Here is a 15,423-nt window from a genome sequence, read left to right as displayed (position 1 = left end):
AGATACAAAAAACCCGACGCTTTCGCATCGGGTTTCGTGTGTTGGCGGAGCGGACGGGACTCGATGGTCCGGCAACCCGGCCCGCGACCAAAGTGCACAGCGCTTTTCAGCAAACGTCAGATACAAAAAACCCGACGCTTTCGCATCGGGTTTCGTGTGTTGGCGGAGCGGACAGGACTCGATGGTCCGGCAATCCGGCCCGCGACCAAAGTGCGCAGCGCTTTTCAGCAAATGTCAGATACAAAAAACCCGACGCTTTTGCATCGGGTTTCGTGTATTGGCGGAGCGGACGGGACTCGAACCCGCGACCCCCGGCGTGACAGGCCGGTATTCTAACCAACTGAACTACCGCTCCAATTTTTTATCATGCTGGCGATGCCAACCTGATGAAAGTGGCGGAGAGATAGGGATTTGAACCCTAGATACGCTATTAACGTATGCCGGTTTTCAAGACCGGTGCTTTCAACCACTCAGCCATCTCTCCGTAATTGCGGTGAATAATACCAGCTCTTTTTTTACTGTAAAGTACCAAGATGTTCAAATGTCTATTTTTTGAACCAAAAAGAATGTTTTTTATGGTTTTGTGCTATTTTTAATCACTAACGGCCTGATTTTTGTAGTCAGCATTCCTAAAACACCGCAAAAACAAGGTAACATAGCTTCAGTTCACAGCTCAGTATCAGACTGATATCCCCTTAGCCAGCATTACTGGAACAAGGTTGCAACTTGGTACTAGCCTAAGGACTGGGGCTGCTGATAAAATCAGTCCACCTATCGAAAGTATCAATTACAGAGAGTGATTCCCCATGGGACGCAGTTTCGAAGTTCGTAAAGCCTCAATGGCTAAAACTCAAGGCGCAAAAATTAAGGTCTACTCCAAATACGGTAAAGAGATCTACATGAGTGCCAAAAACGGCGGTACAGATCCGGACAGCAACCTGTCTCTGCGCCGTCTGATGGAAAAAGCAAAGAAAGATCAGGTGCCGAGTCACGTGATCGAAAAAGCTATTGATAAAGCAAGCGGTGGCGGCGGTGAAGATTTTGCAACGGCGCGTTACGAAGGTTTTGGCCCGGGCGGCTGCTCTGTCATCGTTGACTGTCTGACCGACAACAACAACCGGACCTACATGGATGTTCGCCAGTGCTTTGTGAAAAACAACGCGAAAATCGGTGCTCCAGGTGCTGTTGCTCACATGTTCGATCATCAGGCTGTTTTCCAGTTCCAGGGTGACGATGAAGAAGCCGTCATGGAAGCGCTGATCATGGCCGACGTTGATGTTTCAGACATTGAAGCAGAAGACGGCGTGATCACAGTGTTTGCACCGCACACCGAGTTCTTCAAAGTGAAAAACGCGCTGTCTGACGCAATGCCTGACGTGACCATGGAAGTTGAAGAAATCACTTTCGTACCTCAAGCCATGCATCCGGTTACGGGTGACGATGTCGCAGCATTCGATAAGTTCCTCGACATGCTGAACGACTGTGACGACGTCCAGAACGTTTATCACAACGCAGAAATTGAAGGTTAATGCAGTCGCGTTGACCTGAAAAAAAGCCGGGGTTGCTGAACGACCCCGGCTTTTTTCTATGTCATTTCCAGCAAAATTAATGCTGTAAATGCTGTTCTGAATATCTTAACGCTTAGATTCTGTTCTTCGGACAATTGGCACAGTACTTCCCATCATCCCGACGGTAATGCATACAGCAGCTGACTCTCATTTGCTGCCACTGGCCTTCTTCTGAACAATATAAAGTATTGATATGTTTCCCTGGTAGACCCAGACTTTCCAGCCACCAAGCCGCATGTTGCAGTACAACGTCTGCAGGCAAGCGTTCGGGCAAGGTATTGTGGTAACGCAGCAGGACTGCAATCACGGTATCAGCCAGTAACTGACGGGTAAAACCGGGACGAATCCGCGTATGCTGTTCCATCTGCTCACGCAGTTCTTCATAAAGATCCACCAGCTCCCGCCCGGCGCACTGAATCAGCTTTTGCGTGTTTCCCTCACACCACTTACTGTTCTGACTGAAGCTGTAACCAGCCACCCAGCCTTCATTGTTATACTGCTGCACAATCTGGCTCAGCGGCGGCACCGCCTGCACACTATAGACACAGACAAAAGCCAGATACAGTGGCTGCCAGGTCAGCATCGACCAGCTTCGGGTTGTCCAGTAAGGTTGCCCGGCTTCCGGATAATTTTGCTGCCAGTACTGATAGAGGCTGGCTAACAACTGATCATTTTGCCCGTCCCGGGTGATAGAGAACAGGGTGTCGGGTGACTCAACGCCTTTCATGATAGGAATCAGACGCTCCCCGTCATGGAACAACCGGATCAGATGCTGCGGCTGAACCGCCCGGGCAATGATGCCAGGAAAACTCTGATGTTCCGTTCTCTGATCCATTTTCAACGCTGTCGACATGTCCACCAAACTCTCATGAATTCTCATTTCACCCGGCTTCGGGCAAAACTCATCTCGTGTGAATCACACTAGAATAAATAATAACTATTATCATTCAAGTAAAAATTATCATTTTAGTTAAATTCATGGTCAGCCTTTCGGTGTGATCACAGCTCAAGCACCCATCAGAAGTAAGAGACTGCCAGCGATAGCTCCAACCGATCGACCGTAAGGATGAAAACGGCAAAAAAAACCAGCCGCTCGGGCTGGTTGTGATCATTTATGCTTCCGGTGCAATGTCTTGCGGGGAATAGTCCTTTTCCAAAACCTCTGGTGAGACGATGACACCTGAATCAGTGACCCTGTCACCTAATGATAATGTTATCACCTGAGTGTGACTACCTGAATCGGCCCCGGCTCCCGGAAAATCACTGGAATTGAGTTGTACCGATTGGCCATACTGGCTCCCGAGAGCAGCCAGTAGGGCCTCATCGACAGTGAGGACACGAAGTGTTTGGACTGACTGATAACTGTGGAATGTCAGGGTATCCGCCATTAAGCCGAATACCTCGAACCATGCCTCTCTGGACATCAGATATTCACGGTAGACGGCACCAACAATCGGCCTCATATCCCGAACGATCACACTGTTTTCATGAATTTCAGCTTCAGAGGCGGCAGCAGGTTTCCCTTCCCCATCTAATGTGAAGGTCGTCACTGCCTTGCCAATTTCACTTCGGACAGGCAAACGGGCGTAAGCCATCGCGTTACGCTTCCACACCCTGCCAGACTGCTCGAAAGCATCCGCCAGAATCGGGCCAACTGTCTGGGACTGAGCAACGATCGGTGTTTCGGTCTCACTTTCAGCTGCGGCACCGAATGGAAACGCCAGAGCCACCAGCAAAGGCAGGTGGCTCAGAACCGAAATAGGTCTGCTGCGAGATTTCATTGTCATGCTAATTCTTAATTATTCGCTTTCAGTTTGTCTCCAGCATACCTGAACTCAGAGGTTTATGCTGCTCGATTCCCGCGCAACCGTTGCCAAAGCGAAACCGCGCCCAGAACCAGCAAACCCGCGACGACACCCACAAACAAGTTCGTCAGCATCGGAACCAGCCAGCTCACGCCAGGAAAATTATGCAGGCGTTCCATCAGCATTTCCAGCCAATGGTGAGAATCAGGCGCGCTGTGAACCACAATACCGCCACCAACAAGGAACATGGCCACAGTACCGACAACGGCCAGAACTTTCATCAGTTTAGGGGCCGCTGTGATGAGCATTTTTCCGAACGCATTGACCAGACCCGTTTTATAGCGTTTCACCAGATAAAAGCCGCCATCATCGAGTTTCACAATACCGGCCACCAGCCCGTAAACACCAATGGTCATCAGTACTGCAATAAAACTGACCACAGTCAGCTGTGTCAGCAGAGAAGCGCCCTGAACGGTACCCAATGCAATCACGATGATTTCAGCAGACAGAATAAAGTCGGTCCGGATCGCACCCTTTATTTTGCTGGCCTCGTATTCCTCCAGGTTCAGACCTTCAGGTAATTCATCATGATCTCTCAGCTCTTCTTCAGCGCCACCGTGCATGATTTGATGAACAACTTTCTCTGCGCCTTCAAAACACAGATACAAACCGCCAATTAAGAGTAATGGCATAATGAGCCAAGGTGCGATGGCACTAATCAGCAATGCCGCCGGCACCAGAATCAACTTATTTTTAAACGAGCCTTTCGCGACCCCCCAAACCACAGGGATCTCCCGCTCCGCACGTACACCGGCAACCTGCTGGGCATTTAAAGCCAAATCATCACCCAGCACACCTGCGGTTTTTCTTGCCGCAACTTTACTCATCACCGCAACATCATCCAGTACGGTTGCAATATCATCCAACAACGTTAGTAAACTTGCGCCTGCCACATCCCCTCCTCATTTTTGGGAAATTAACTGATTGAGAAACAGGTTATTCGTCCTGAGTCATCACATTCATCATAAAACATTTTTCGGTTCAGCCCGGGGTTCTCATTTCCGAACTGAAATGAAAGATTCCCCACCCATGACTCGCAGAGCGAGATGAAGTCCACTAAGATTTTAATCAATATAATGATCTGTCACGGCAATCTTCATGAATGCCACACCGTGAACAGCACTTGAACTGCGCGAAATAAATAACTTCCAGGGTTCGGTTTACCGATTTGTGTTCTTCTCAAGGATGCGACCAGTTTCGGTTGAAGGTGTTGCATGGCTATCGCCATTACCTTGATTTTTATTGTTATTGCTTCCGTTCTGTTTCATTTTCTCAGTCCCTGGTGGCTGACGCCGGCGGCGTCAAACTGGGGCGAAATCGACACTGCCCTGAATTTAACACTTATCATCACCGGGGCTTTTTTCGTTATTCTGAATCTGATCCTTGCCTGGTTGATTTTCCGTTTTCGCCATAAACCGGGCAGAACGTCCCGTTTTCAGCCGGACAGTAAAAAGCTGGAGGCCTGGCTGATCGGCATCACTTCCGTCGGGATTATAGCTTTGCTGGCACCGGGGCTTCTGGTCTACGGGCAATTCGTAAACGTACCGGATGATGCACGCATTGTTGAGGTCGTCGGTGAGCAATGGCGCTGGCGGTTTCGCTTTCCCGGCGACGACCAGCAGCTGGGAAAAAGTGATGCGCGTTTTGTGTCCGCGACCAATCCGCTGGGCCTCGATCCAGATGATCCGGCGGGTGCCGACGATCGCATCATCCTGACCCCCGAGCTGCATCTGCCACTCTACGCGCCGCATAAGATGCTGCTGCGTTCAAAAGACGTCCTGCACGATTTCAATGTGCCTCAGTTCCGAGCAAAGATGGATCTGGTTCCGGGGACAGTGTCCCATTTCTGGCTCAGACCGACTGAGCGGGGTCAGTTCGATATTCTCTGCGCTGAGCTTTGCGGTGTCGGCCATTTCAATATGCGTGGCCGTGTCATTGTTGAAGATGAAGCAGAATTCGGCCGCTGGCTGGCAGCGCAGCCTACCTTTGCCCAGACACAGCAGCCCGCTGAGTCTGCAACCGCAACCGGCACACTGTCCGCAGAAGACCTCATTGCGATGGGCAAAAAGCTTTCTGAAGTGAACGGCTGCATCGCCTGCCACAGTCACGACGGCAAACCCGGTATCGGGCCAACCTGGCTGAAACTGTACGGAAAAACCGAAACCATGTCAGACGATACCCGTCAACAGGTGGATGAAACATATCTGCGACGTGCCATTCTTGAGGCCAGTGCTGAGCTGGTCAAAGGTTACCCGGCGGTAATGCCCGTCTACACTTTCAATGATCAGGAAATTGAGGCCCTGATCGCTTATATCCGGTCACTGGCGCAGTAGTGCACGCGGCGGAGGGGATATGACTGAACAAACAACAACACACGGTTACGGACATCCGCAATCATTCTGGACCAAATATGTCTGGAGCCAGGATCATAAAGTCATTGCCATTCAGTATTCACTGACGGCCATTTTCATGGGTCTGATTGCTCTGGTCATGTCCTGGCTGATGCGGCTGCAGCTCGGGTTTCCCGGGACGTTTGATTTCATCGACGCCAATGCCTATTACCAGGCTTTGACCATGCACGGCATGATCATGGTGGTCTACCTGCTGACCGCTTTGTTTCTCGGAGGATTCGGGAATTATCTGATCCCGCTGATGGTGGGTGCACGGGACATGGTGTTCCCGTTCCTGAATATGCTCAGTTACTGGTTTTATCTGCTCGCCTCGCTGATTCTGATCGCCAGCTTTTTTGTCACCGGCGGGCCTAGCGGAGCTGGCTGGACGCTCTACCCACCGCAAGCCATCCTGCCGGGAACACCCGGCACAGACTGGGGGATCGTCCTGATGCTGGTCTCGCTGGCTGTATTCATCATTGCAGCCACGATGGGCGGCCTGAATTATGTCACCACTGTCCTGCAAGCTCGGACCCGGGGCATGACCCTGCTGCGGATGCCGTTAACTGTCTGGGGGATATTTACAGCGTCAGCCATGGCATTACTGGCCTTCCCGGCTCTGTTCGTCAGCGCTGTCATGATGCTGTTCGATAAGTTGCTGGGCACCAGTTTTTTCATGCCTGCGGTCATTTCAATGGGACAGCTCAGCGACCACGGCGGCGGCAGCCCGATTCTGTTCCAGCATCTATTCTGGTTTTTCGGCCACCCGGAAGTTTACATCGTGGCCCTGCCCGCATTCGGAATTGTCTCGGATCTCATCAGTATTCATGCCCGCAAAAATATCTTTGGCTACAAAATGATGGTGTGGGCCATTCTGGCCATTGGCGCCCTGAGTTTCATTGTCTGGGCACACCATATGTATGTGAGTGGCATGAACCCTTATTTTGGCTTCTTCTTTGCCATCACCACCTTAGTCATTGCCGTTCCCACCGCCATCAAGGTCTACAACTGGCTCTTTACGCTCTGGCGGGGTGATATTCATCTGACGCTGCCGATGCTGTTTGCCCTCGCCTTCATCAGTACCTTTGTGATCGGCGGATTAACGGGCCTGTTTCTGGGCAATGTGATCGTCGATATACCGCTGTCGGACACTTACTTTGTGGTGGCACATTTCCATATGGTGATGGGGGTTTCACCGATTCTGGCAATCTTTGGCGGCCTGTATCACTGGTATCCTAAAGTCACCGGCCGCATGCTGAACAGTACCATGGGCCATATCCATTTCTGGATCACCTTTCTGGGTACTTACGCAATTTATTTCCCCATGCACTATCTGGGCATCATGGGCATGCCGAGACGCTACTATGCCTACGGGGATTACAGCTTTATTCCGGAATCCGCACAGTATCTGAATACTTTCATCACCGTGGCGGCGCTGATTGTTGGTGCCGCCCAGTTACTCTTTATTTTCAATATGTACTGGAGCTATCGCCATGAGCAGGCTGTCGGCAGTAACCCATGGCGGGCAACGTCGCTGGAATGGCAGACGCCGGACACACCGCCGAAGCACGGTAACTGGGGCGAAGCGTTACCCGTAGTATACCGCTGGGCTTATGACTTTAACGTGCCCGGTGCCAAAGAAGACTTTCTGCCGCAGAATCAGCCGCCGGATACGGAAGAAATGCCGGATGTACAGCCGCAGCCCGGGGAGTCTGAAACATGAGCCGCAACAAACCTGTTTTTTCAACCCTGGCTTCCGGGCATCTGAGTCCGGAGCCGGATGCACGTTACCAGCCAGCAAGCAAGTTAACCGTTGCCTCCACCGGTTTGTGGATTCTGATGGGTGTGATCAGTGCACTCTTCGCCCTCTTTACCCTGGCCTATTACATCCGGCATGAAGTCAGTGACTGGCAACCGCTCAATGAACCCTGGCAGTTGCTCCTGAGTACCACTTTGCTCGTGCTGAGCTGTATCACCCTGCATTTTGCCACCCGTAAAGCCCGGTTATTGCCTTCACTTGCTGCCTGTAAGACAGAGCTCCTGCTGGCGGTCGGCTTCACTGTCGGATTCATTCTGGCGCAGCTCTGGGCCTGGCAGGCATTGATCAGTATTCATCAGGGCGTTCAGACGAACCCGGCCAACAGCTTTTTCTTTCTGCTGACAGGATTACATGCCATTCATGTGGCTGGCGGTGTCATTGCGCTGGCCATTGTGGTGTATCAGGTATGGCAGGGACAGCGGGATAACCTACATATCTGGTTACATTTCTGCGCCCGGTACTGGCACTTTCTGTTGTTCATCTGGTTGTTTCTGCTGGGACTGTTACGTTTCACCTGAAGCGTATTACGCCCGAAACCGAATGAGGATTGAGTCATGAGTCAAACCCGACAACCTCAGGCCCCCACACTCGCGGCCTCAAGTGGCTGGACCGGTGTGGTGAAAGACTATGCCAGCGACAAAGCGGCATTTCAGGTCTCTGCCAATAAAACCATGATGTGGATTTTCCTGCTCAGCGATACCTTTATCTTCGGCTGTTTTCTGGTGGGCTACATGTCAGTGCGTATGACCACCACCGAAAACTGGCCCCTGCCGAGTGAAGTGTTCGCCCTGACAATTGGCGGCCATTCAATTCCGTTAATTCTGATCGCCATCATGACCTTTGTGCTGATCACCAGCAGCGGCACCATGGCTATGGCCGTGAACTGCGGCTATCAGCGCAAGCGCTTTACCGCCGCACTCTTGATGCTGGTCACCGCCTTGCTGGGGGTCACTTTTGTCAGCATGCAGGCATTTGAATGGAGCAAACTGATCGCAGAAGGGATCCGGCCCTGGGGAAATGCGGAGGGCGCTTCCCAGTTCGGCGCGGCTTTCTTCATGATCACCGGATTTCATGGTCTGCATGTCAGTGTCGGGGTGATATACCTGACCACTGTCGCCATCCGGGTTGCGCTGGGTAAATATGAGAAGAAACAGGTCGATCCCCAGGCTGCCGGTGTTCAGGGAGGACGCTATGAAATCATCGAAATCGCCGGACTGTACTGGCATTTCGTCGATTTGGTCTGGGTCTTTATCTTTGCATTTTTCTATCTGTGGTAGGCCAAACTGAGAATCCGGGAGGTTATGATGTCAGACGCAGAACTCACCCAAACACCGGCCAAACAACAGCACCCCATCAGCCTTTACCTCAAAGTCTGGGCTTTGTTGTTTCTCCTCAGTACCCTGTCTTACCTGGTCGATTATTTTCACCTGCAGGGTTTACTGCGCTGGAGCCTGATCGTCCTCTTCATGTTGCTCAAAGCCGGACTGATCGCTTCCGTCTTTATGCATATGCGCTGGGAACGCCTGGCACTGGTATACACCATTTTCATCCCCCCATTAGTGCTGCTGGTCCTGGTGGGACTGATGGTGAGTGAGGCCAGTTATATTTATGCATTAAGAGAATGGTTTTTCAGTCTGCCGGGCGGCTGATGGCCCGGCAGACTGCATTGCCAGCAAGTTTCTGAAGCAAGAAGTCTGAGGCAATGTTTTAAAGTTAATCTTCCTAAGGCAATGTTTTCATCATCCGTTGCCATTTCTCCTGCATCACGACGAGCCAGTGCGGCGGGGATTTACCTGTGCCCGCAGGTTTCAGCTTATCGTGTGCCAGTGTAATGCTGGCCAGCTGCAATTCCTGCTCGGGTTCCACATCAACCATGAGTACATGCTGGCCGGATTTCAGAACATTTTTGAAGCGACGGAACTGATAATGCAGTTCCTGGAAGCCAAACAGGCCCCCTTCCCAGGTAATGAATCCCAGCATCGCGACTGCCAGTAAAATAAATGGCGCCCAACCGACCGCATCCGTCACGCCAGACGCATAAGCCGCAATTAAAATACCTGCAGCTGCAATCACACCAATCACTGCACCAATTTCGGTGGAGTGAACCACGTCATTCCGCATCACTGATTGCACCGGATGCAAATGTTTATGGCTGGAGACTTCAGCATCTTTGTTACTGAGCACATGAATCTGCGGCGCTGTAAAGCCACTTAACTCAAGCTCATGTTCAACCAGCTCAAGTTCATCCAGGTCATCACTGATATAAAAAACCCGTTTCATAATTTGCCTCCTGAAGGCAGTGAATGAAGAAGGTTACTATCAGTTTACAAGGACTTTTCGGAATTTTGCTTCAAGAAGAAAACTAAAGTTTGAAAGAAGTGTCATATTATCCTGCCAAAAGCACTCAGTCCGCACTTTACCAATAATTGACAATCGGCTAACACATTTCCGGAATGAATCCATTAGAGTGCCCGTTTTTCCAGTACGATGGCGACAATAATGAAAAAGCTGACTCTGCTTGGCCTGCTGGCTGCGAGCCTGTCTCTGACTGGCTGCCAACTGACGCGTGTGGAAGGCAATGTGGATGGCGTGAATATCAAAGCTTCCACCAATGGCGATTATCATGACGATCACAGCCACAGCACCGGTGGATTCTGCCCACCCGGACAGGCAAAAAAAGGCCGCTGTTAAACCAGCGGCCTCATCATGAGATAAGCGATACCCGTGTCCGTCAGTCGCTGACACCAACAGCGAACGACTTAAGATGACTTGCGTTGAAATACTTTTCTGATCAGCGCACCGCCCGCAGCCAGGATCACGATCCAGAACTTCTTAAACAGCAGCAAAGCTGCAGCAATCAGGCCGGTTTTCGCCGCAACTTTACCCGCAATCAAAGCACCCAGACCGTAAGCGGCAACTTTATCGATGCTGGCATCAAAATCACCATACTTCGCGCCGTTATCAAATTCTGCCAGTGCCAGAACATCATCCAGTTTTGACTCAATCACTGGTTTCTGATCCATCGCCGCAATGAAGTTCATCACCAGAACGCCCTGACGACCCAGCACCCGAATGTTGTAGTTCAGGGTATTCACGTCCTCATTGCCAAACTTGATTTCCTTTGCCCAATGCAATTTATGCGCACTGGCATCGTAAAAAGGCGAAGCTGCCCAGCCAACCAGCTCAATGGCTTCATATCCCTGCTTCACACGCTCTTTGCTTGCTGCTGCAGTGTCTGACTTCATCTGATCCAGCATGTCGTCATAATCAATCTTGTGAGCATCTTCGTCCGACACATAGCCGTCTTCTTCATAGCTGATTGTGACAGCCCAGGCATTCGGGTCGAAAGGTGTCATGTCCTCAGGAAAAATCATGCCCAGCGTATTTTGCCCTGGCGGGTTCCCCCAGACATCCACCAGCACGGTTTCACTGTCACCCGGAGAAAGGTAATAAAAACCCTCTGGGATATGCAGTGTCGCCTTTGCGGCGGATAACGGAATGTCACCCTTTTGTGGTTTCAGCGAATCCCAGGTTTCCTGAGCCCACTGAACATATTCTTCTTCAGTGAGTTCAGCGGTGTCCTTTGCAAAAGAAGTCATCGAAAAAAGTAGGAACAAAGGGACAACAAAGTGTTTGATATTCATTTTTACTCCATCATGAATCTCACCTTCATTGAAATAACAGGCTGCAACTGAATAGCTCAGGCCAGATGGCTGAATACTCATGTCAGACACTGAATCAATCAAAGCGGATTTCTGCGAAATTAATAGCCGCTGAACTTTACGACCTTCTTCACACAGAAACAAGTTGTTACATTTATTTTTTGGGTGTTTTAGGTGTGCTATTTTCTTTTCTGTGAAGAAAAAACTTCTTCTTGTATTCCTGCTGCCGAACAGATGCCGATGGGTTTCAAATCAGAATATTCTAAAAAATGAAAAAGCAATTTAACGTCAGAAGTACAATTCAAGCGCAGGCAACAGCACTGTCTTCAGCAAAGTTCAGAAATATTTCAGAAGGCTGGGAACACCATTGTATCCCCAGCAAGTTACAGATGATTGTCAGCCATGATGAACAGATAAATCGTATGCTGCGACAGCCTGTTTTAATTGTGTCAGATCAGATGAACATAAATATCTTTTCAGCGATTCAAATTTCTTCGGCGGCCAGTCATAGATCCGGAACGCCATCAGTTCATCAATGACGGACGGTTCAAAACGATATTTTACGATTTTTGCCGGAGCCCCAGAAACGATACTGTAAGGTTCGACATCTTGAGTCACGACACTGTTGGCCGCGACAATCGCTCCTTCTCCAATCGTCACACCCGGCATGATCATTGACCGCATCCCCAGCCAGACACCGTCGTAAATCACAGTATCTCCTTTGCCGACATAAGCTTCTTCGATAAAGTCCATGAACGGATACAAGCAGAACCAGTCGGCTCTGTGGGTATGATTCCCGCCCATCAGGATGATGACTTCAGATGCAATGCAGACATAATCGCCGATATACAGTTTATCAATCGGCCATTTCGGCTCCCACTGACGACTGATTTCATCTCCGTGCAGGTAACGGACAACAGATTCTTCAAAGCCGTGATCCCAACAGTCGCTGTAATAACTGTGGGTACCTTTGATAGTGATATTCGGATTCGTGACAACTTCATGCAATAACTGCACTTTCGACCAATGTTTTTCTCTCATGAACGACCTCATAAGCTCAAATAGTGACAACCACAGGGGAAACCTCCACTGCGGCGGTATGTTTATTTCAGAGACTCATGCGTCAGTGAATACGAGGTTGTTTTAACAGTGGGATCAGTTTCATCAGTATGCTTCGAATAAATCACGCAGCAGGATTCTAACGCCCAACTGTCGTACAATCAAACTCACCACTTTCAAAAATCAGCGCGCCGTTGGTGCCTGAGAGACCTGATTTGGCAAGGCCAGCCGAAAGTCGAAACAAATCAATTCGCCAGCCGATCGGTCTTTCAGAACAGGAGCCTGTATATCTGACTGGCGTTGCGGATACACCAGAAAAGCCACATGAGGTTCCTGACGCAATGTACGATACATGAAGCGCTTGCCCGTCTCCGTTCTCTGCCACGGATTCGGACCATCCAGCACCTTGCCAACAGCATGGTAAATCACACGAATGCTCGGTTCATTTTCATCCGCTCCAAAGGCATATACATCGGTCGGATGTGTCAAATCAACTCCAGCCCGGTTTAGCTGCGCCTGTAAATTTTCGGGCAGTACCTGTCGCCAGCAAGCTTTCCATCTCGCGCACCATGCACACAAACACCCATCTGCCGGCACTCCCGGCTGATTTTGAAGATTCAGAGTCGCTTGTAAATGAATTGCCAGTTTCCATTCCGCAACAGGAATGGTCGGGCGTAATTTTTTCATCACAGATGAACCAGACTATGTTGGATTAAAATACAGGCGATTCGGGAAAGCCAATCGCCTGTTAAGGAAGAAATCAAACTCAGCGATGATATTGCTGAATCACCTCTTGCACTTCATCACTGTCCCATCGCAGCCCCTGTGCATATAAGGCTTCCACTTGCGCATTTGCTGCCTGAAGCTCTGGAGACATTGGACGCCATTCAGCTTCAGGGATCGGCTGTGACCAGGCAATAAAATCTTCCCGCGCCATCGCTTTTTCCTGCAATGTATCGATAAGATACTCCAGATACCAGTGAGCAAAGTAACGCAAGGTGATCACATTCAAAATCCACCAGAAAGGAAAAATAAACGGTGTCTCTCGCATGCGCTTTCGAATTAGCTGGCGATAGCCCTCGCGGCTATATTCCCCCCGATGATCCGAGATGTGACCCGCTGCGGTATGCTCAATCCCCGACACACCTTTTTCCATATATTCTCTGAACAATTCATACAAGCTGAGTGCTTCTTCTTTGGAGTATACCGGAATGCTGAAAAGCACTCTTTCTTGTTCCGGATGATCGGGAATTGGCGCACTAAAGGTCAGGTTTTGCAGGCTTATCATGCCCCATGGATTGACGCCATCGCCCCGCAGGTACTCGACATAGACCTCCTCCCAGGGTACAGCGAATAATTCTACGGATATTTTCAAACCTCTTTTCGCTTTGAAATATTGAAGCCAGGGTTTACTGGTAATGTAAGCAGGAAACAAACCAATGATAAAAGATATAAGTCCAGAATAAAAAATCCAGCTATAGAAACCTCGACGAATATCACCCAGCATAAATGTTAATCCGGCTAAGATTAACATCATTGCTGCCAATGGGTAAGGGTCAATAAGATGAAATCCATTTAAATCAGGGCGAATTGGAATTTTTTTATTCTCATTCGTGTAATTGAATAATACTTCTCGCTTTTGTGAATGAAATCGAAATGGGAGTTTTTCATCAACATTTCCAACTTGAGATTTCACATTCAATATAAATGGAATAAATACCGCCATACTTATTGCAAAATAAAGTGGGGTTACAACATAAAGCATGTCTAAAGAAACATTCCCCCAAAGAAACGCGAGCATGATAAAGAAAGCAATAGTCATCATAAAAAACAATTGTATGATGTGTACATCCGCATTCACTAAACGGACATCTAAGGAACCTTCCTTGTTTTTTGCAACAAACTGATTGTTCGAAATCGGTTTTCGCCCGGTCACCACAGGAAGCGGCGACAAGCCAACTCGGAGTATGTCATCTTGATGTTCTGTCTCACCATGGGCGAGTGTTTTTGATGGCACTTTTTCCATTGAATTAAAACCCCAAGGTAATTTGTTATAAAAAATCACACCAACAACCAATTTATATTTTTTCTGAGCTCATGTGACCAACTCTGGCTCATTCAATACAACAGAGTCATTGACACTTAGTGATTCATAAGAATCAAATAATAAACGCTGAAACTTAGCGAGTATATGGCTTAATTTCAGTTAATTTTTAAGCGATGTGATTTTCAGCTCAAACTTAACTATTTTAGTATAAATAATTTCAATTTAGCCGTGATATACCATCTTTATACATTCTTCCAACCAAAATTAACTGCATAGCTTGGAAACTAGTTAATGAAACAACATGAAGTTAAAAAAATTTATCATGAACCATCATTTATTACTTTTAAGACCTATCATTTTTTAAGTCACTAACCATAGTCTATAAATATTTCTCATGAAAACAGCCAGGTTTTCATTTGTTTTAATTGAAACTGAATAACCGCGTTCAAACTAAAAAATACCTTGAACACGGATTTATCAATCACACACACCCATCTATATTTCAACCTTCACCGGGGCATATTCATGACCTTGATTGAAACTGCGCTTCAAAATCTTGGAACCTAGCCCAGTCAGACTTTGTCATTGAGCTTGCGAGCGTAATCGGCTGCTCACCGGTTTCATCAACTGCAGTCAGTAGCGCCTTTAATTCAAAACGTCTCAGGGTTACCAGATAATAGAGAGCACCAATGCCGATCAGGCTCAACGGCAAGACAAGCCCCCAGCCCTCAGGAAACATCAGCCAGTACTGAATTGCCCAGCCAACGGCTGAATACTGAAACATGATGGCCAACATACGGGTGAACTGACATTTCCAGGTCAGCTTTCGGCCCCAAACCGATTGAATTCGATTCAACGTAAAAGCACGCTGACCAATAAGAAGATGTTCCCGGGTCAATTTAATTTCTGTCATTTGTTTTTATACATCCTGTCATGAAATTTCCCTGAATGACGCCGTGATACCTAGTACCGTGACACTTTCGTTGTTCACAGGCAAAAAACACAAATTTGAT

General features: G+C 48.8%; 16 protein-coding genes and 2 tRNA genes. 7 read left to right on the top strand and 11 right to left on the bottom strand.

Annotation, left to right across the window (positions count from 1 at the left end; translation table 11 throughout):
- Positions 1 to 278 precede the first annotated feature (278 nt).
- Together SPK40_RS15390 and SPK40_RS15385 are read right to left on the bottom strand one after the other, a co-directional pair.
- A tRNA-Asp gene (locus tag SPK40_RS15390) sits at positions 279 to 355 on the bottom strand.
- Positions 356 to 393: 38 nt separating this feature from the next.
- Positions 394 to 484: transfer RNA gene (locus tag SPK40_RS15385), tRNA-Ser, on the bottom strand.
- Between the two features lie 322 nt (positions 485 to 806).
- Here SPK40_RS15385 and SPK40_RS15380 point away from each other — a divergent pair.
- Entirely contained in the window at positions 807 to 1,529 is a 723-nt protein-coding gene (locus SPK40_RS15380) for a YebC/PmpR family DNA-binding transcriptional regulator (protein ID WP_330961051.1), read from the top strand.
- A gap of 112 nt (positions 1,530 to 1,641) precedes the next feature.
- On the opposite strand, the gene SPK40_RS15375 is transcribed toward SPK40_RS15380, so the two are convergent.
- The 3 genes from SPK40_RS15375 to SPK40_RS15365 form a co-directional block, all read right to left on the bottom strand.
- Positions 1,642 to 2,421 (bottom strand): siderophore ferric iron reductase, encoded by a 780-nt coding sequence (locus SPK40_RS15375; RefSeq protein WP_330961059.1) that lies wholly within the window; start codon positions 2,419 to 2,421, stop codon positions 1,642 to 1,644.
- A gap of 259 nt (positions 2,422 to 2,680) precedes the next feature.
- Positions 2,681 to 3,355, bottom strand: coding sequence for a hypothetical protein (locus SPK40_RS15370; RefSeq protein WP_330961050.1), 675 nt, complete (start codon positions 3,353 to 3,355; stop codon positions 2,681 to 2,683).
- A 56-nt stretch (positions 3,356 to 3,411) separates the two neighbouring features.
- Complete coding sequence (locus SPK40_RS15365) at positions 3,412 to 4,326, bottom strand: DUF808 domain-containing protein (protein WP_330961049.1); 915 nt, start codon at positions 4,324 to 4,326, stop codon at positions 3,412 to 3,414.
- 321 nt (positions 4,327 to 4,647) lie between these two features.
- On the opposite strand from SPK40_RS15365, the gene SPK40_RS15360 reads away from it, so the two are divergent.
- Genes SPK40_RS15360 through SPK40_RS15340 form a run of 5 tightly spaced genes read left to right on the top strand, consistent with a single transcriptional unit; the run spans position 4,648 to position 9,291 of the window.
- Positions 4,648 to 5,766 carry a cytochrome c oxidase subunit II gene (locus SPK40_RS15360; RefSeq protein ID WP_330961048.1) on the top strand — a complete coding sequence of 373 codons (1,119 nt, stop codon included), beginning with the start codon at positions 4,648 to 4,650 and terminating at the stop codon, positions 5,764 to 5,766.
- Positions 5,767 to 5,785: 19 nt separating this feature from the next.
- Positions 5,786 to 7,546, top strand: coding sequence for a cytochrome c oxidase subunit I (ctaD, locus tag SPK40_RS15355; RefSeq protein ID WP_330961047.1), 1,761 nt, complete (start codon positions 5,786 to 5,788; stop codon positions 7,544 to 7,546).
- Positions 7,543 to 8,160 carry a cytochrome c oxidase subunit 3 gene (locus SPK40_RS15350; RefSeq protein ID WP_248142780.1) on the top strand — a complete coding sequence of 206 codons (618 nt, stop codon included), beginning with the start codon at positions 7,543 to 7,545 and terminating at the stop codon, positions 8,158 to 8,160. Before ctaD ends, SPK40_RS15350 begins: the two co-directional genes overlap by 4 nt.
- Positions 8,161 to 8,196: 36 nt before the next feature.
- Entirely contained in the window at positions 8,197 to 8,919 is a 723-nt protein-coding gene (locus SPK40_RS15345) for a heme-copper oxidase subunit III family protein (RefSeq protein WP_330961046.1), read from the top strand.
- A gap of 24 nt (positions 8,920 to 8,943) precedes the next feature.
- Positions 8,944 to 9,291, top strand: a complete 348-nt coding sequence (locus SPK40_RS15340; RefSeq protein ID WP_248142782.1) for a cytochrome C oxidase subunit IV family protein — start codon at positions 8,944 to 8,946, stop codon at positions 9,289 to 9,291.
- A gap of 73 nt (positions 9,292 to 9,364) precedes the next feature.
- On the opposite strand, the gene SPK40_RS15335 is transcribed toward SPK40_RS15340, so the two are convergent.
- Positions 9,365 to 9,922: an NAD/FAD-utilizing enzyme gene (locus SPK40_RS15335; RefSeq protein WP_248142783.1), complete on the bottom strand. Its 558-nt coding sequence runs from the start codon at positions 9,920 to 9,922 to the stop codon at positions 9,365 to 9,367.
- Positions 9,923 to 10,141: 219 nt separating this feature from the next.
- Between SPK40_RS15335 and SPK40_RS15330 the strand changes: the two genes are divergently transcribed.
- A complete protein-coding gene (locus SPK40_RS15330) occupies positions 10,142 to 10,333 on the top strand; it encodes a hypothetical protein (RefSeq protein ID WP_248142784.1) in 192 nt (63 codons plus the stop codon).
- 68 nt (positions 10,334 to 10,401) lie between these two features.
- Here the strand turns inward: SPK40_RS15330 and SPK40_RS15325 are convergent, their stop codons facing one another.
- From SPK40_RS15325 to SPK40_RS15305, 5 genes are all read right to left on the bottom strand, one after another.
- The gene (locus SPK40_RS15325) at positions 10,402 to 11,286 is read right to left on the bottom strand and encodes a DUF2167 domain-containing protein (protein ID WP_330961045.1); all 885 of its coding nucleotides are present in this window, start codon (positions 11,284 to 11,286) and stop codon (positions 10,402 to 10,404) included.
- A gap of 414 nt (positions 11,287 to 11,700) precedes the next feature.
- A complete protein-coding gene (locus tag SPK40_RS15320; protein WP_330961044.1) occupies positions 11,701 to 12,345 on the bottom strand; it encodes a CatB-related O-acetyltransferase in 645 nt (214 codons plus the stop codon).
- Between the two features lie 201 nt (positions 12,346 to 12,546).
- Complete coding sequence (locus SPK40_RS15315) at positions 12,547 to 13,050, bottom strand: hypothetical protein (RefSeq protein WP_330961043.1); 504 nt, start codon at positions 13,048 to 13,050, stop codon at positions 12,547 to 12,549.
- Positions 13,051 to 13,129: 79 nt separating this feature from the next.
- Positions 13,130 to 14,389, bottom strand: a complete 1,260-nt coding sequence (locus SPK40_RS15310; protein WP_330961042.1) for a hypothetical protein — start codon at positions 14,387 to 14,389, stop codon at positions 13,130 to 13,132.
- A gap of 544 nt (positions 14,390 to 14,933) precedes the next feature.
- Positions 14,934 to 15,323, bottom strand: coding sequence for a DUF6232 family protein (locus SPK40_RS15305; protein WP_330961041.1), 390 nt, complete (start codon positions 15,321 to 15,323; stop codon positions 14,934 to 14,936).
- Positions 15,324 to 15,423: the final 100 nt, after the last annotated feature.

This window comes from Photobacterium sp. 53610, from assembly GCF_036409375.1.
GTDB lineage: Bacteria > Pseudomonadota > Gammaproteobacteria > Enterobacterales > Vibrionaceae > Photobacterium.
Note: the sequence above shows the minus strand (reverse complement) of the source record. Positions and strands in the feature narration are given on the sequence as shown.

What these genes read in the sequence shown, in the direction of transcription:
- SPK40_RS15345 (WP_330961046.1), top strand. Translation starts at nt 8,197, where the DNA reads ATGAGTCAAACCCGACAACCTCAGGCCCCCACACTCGCGGCCTCAAGT.
- SPK40_RS15335 (WP_248142783.1), bottom strand. Translation starts at nt 9,922, where the DNA reads ATGAAACGGGTTTTTTATATCAGTGATGACCTGGATGAACTTGAGCTG.
- SPK40_RS15305 (WP_330961041.1), bottom strand. Translation starts at nt 15,323, where the DNA reads ATGACAGAAATTAAATTGACCCGGGAACATCTTCTTATTGGTCAGCGT.
- SPK40_RS15380 (WP_330961051.1), top strand. Translation starts at nt 807, where the DNA reads ATGGGACGCAGTTTCGAAGTTCGTAAAGCCTCAATGGCTAAAACTCAA.
- SPK40_RS15350 (WP_248142780.1), top strand. Translation starts at nt 7,543, where the DNA reads ATGAGCCGCAACAAACCTGTTTTTTCAACCCTGGCTTCCGGGCATCTG.
- SPK40_RS15310 (WP_330961042.1), bottom strand. Translation starts at nt 14,389, where the DNA reads ATGGAAAAAGTGCCATCAAAAACACTCGCCCATGGTGAGACAGAACAT.
- SPK40_RS15325 (WP_330961045.1), bottom strand. Translation starts at nt 11,286, where the DNA reads ATGAATATCAAACACTTTGTTGTCCCTTTGTTCCTACTTTTTTCGATG.
- SPK40_RS15375 (WP_330961059.1), bottom strand. Translation starts at nt 2,421, where the DNA reads ATGTCGACAGCGTTGAAAATGGATCAGAGAACGGAACATCAGAGTTTT.
- SPK40_RS15320 (WP_330961044.1), bottom strand. Translation starts at nt 12,345, where the DNA reads ATGAGAGAAAAACATTGGTCGAAAGTGCAGTTATTGCATGAAGTTGTC.
- SPK40_RS15340 (WP_248142782.1), top strand. Translation starts at nt 8,944, where the DNA reads ATGATGTCAGACGCAGAACTCACCCAAACACCGGCCAAACAACAGCAC.
- ctaD (WP_330961047.1), top strand. Translation starts at nt 5,786, where the DNA reads ATGACTGAACAAACAACAACACACGGTTACGGACATCCGCAATCATTC.
- SPK40_RS15315 (WP_330961043.1), bottom strand. Translation starts at nt 13,050, where the DNA reads ATGAAAAAATTACGCCCGACCATTCCTGTTGCGGAATGGAAACTGGCA.
- SPK40_RS15370 (WP_330961050.1), bottom strand. Translation starts at nt 3,355, where the DNA reads ATGACAATGAAATCTCGCAGCAGACCTATTTCGGTTCTGAGCCACCTG.
- SPK40_RS15360 (WP_330961048.1), top strand. Translation starts at nt 4,648, where the DNA reads ATGGCTATCGCCATTACCTTGATTTTTATTGTTATTGCTTCCGTTCTG.
- SPK40_RS15330 (WP_248142784.1), top strand. Translation starts at nt 10,142, where the DNA reads ATGAAAAAGCTGACTCTGCTTGGCCTGCTGGCTGCGAGCCTGTCTCTG.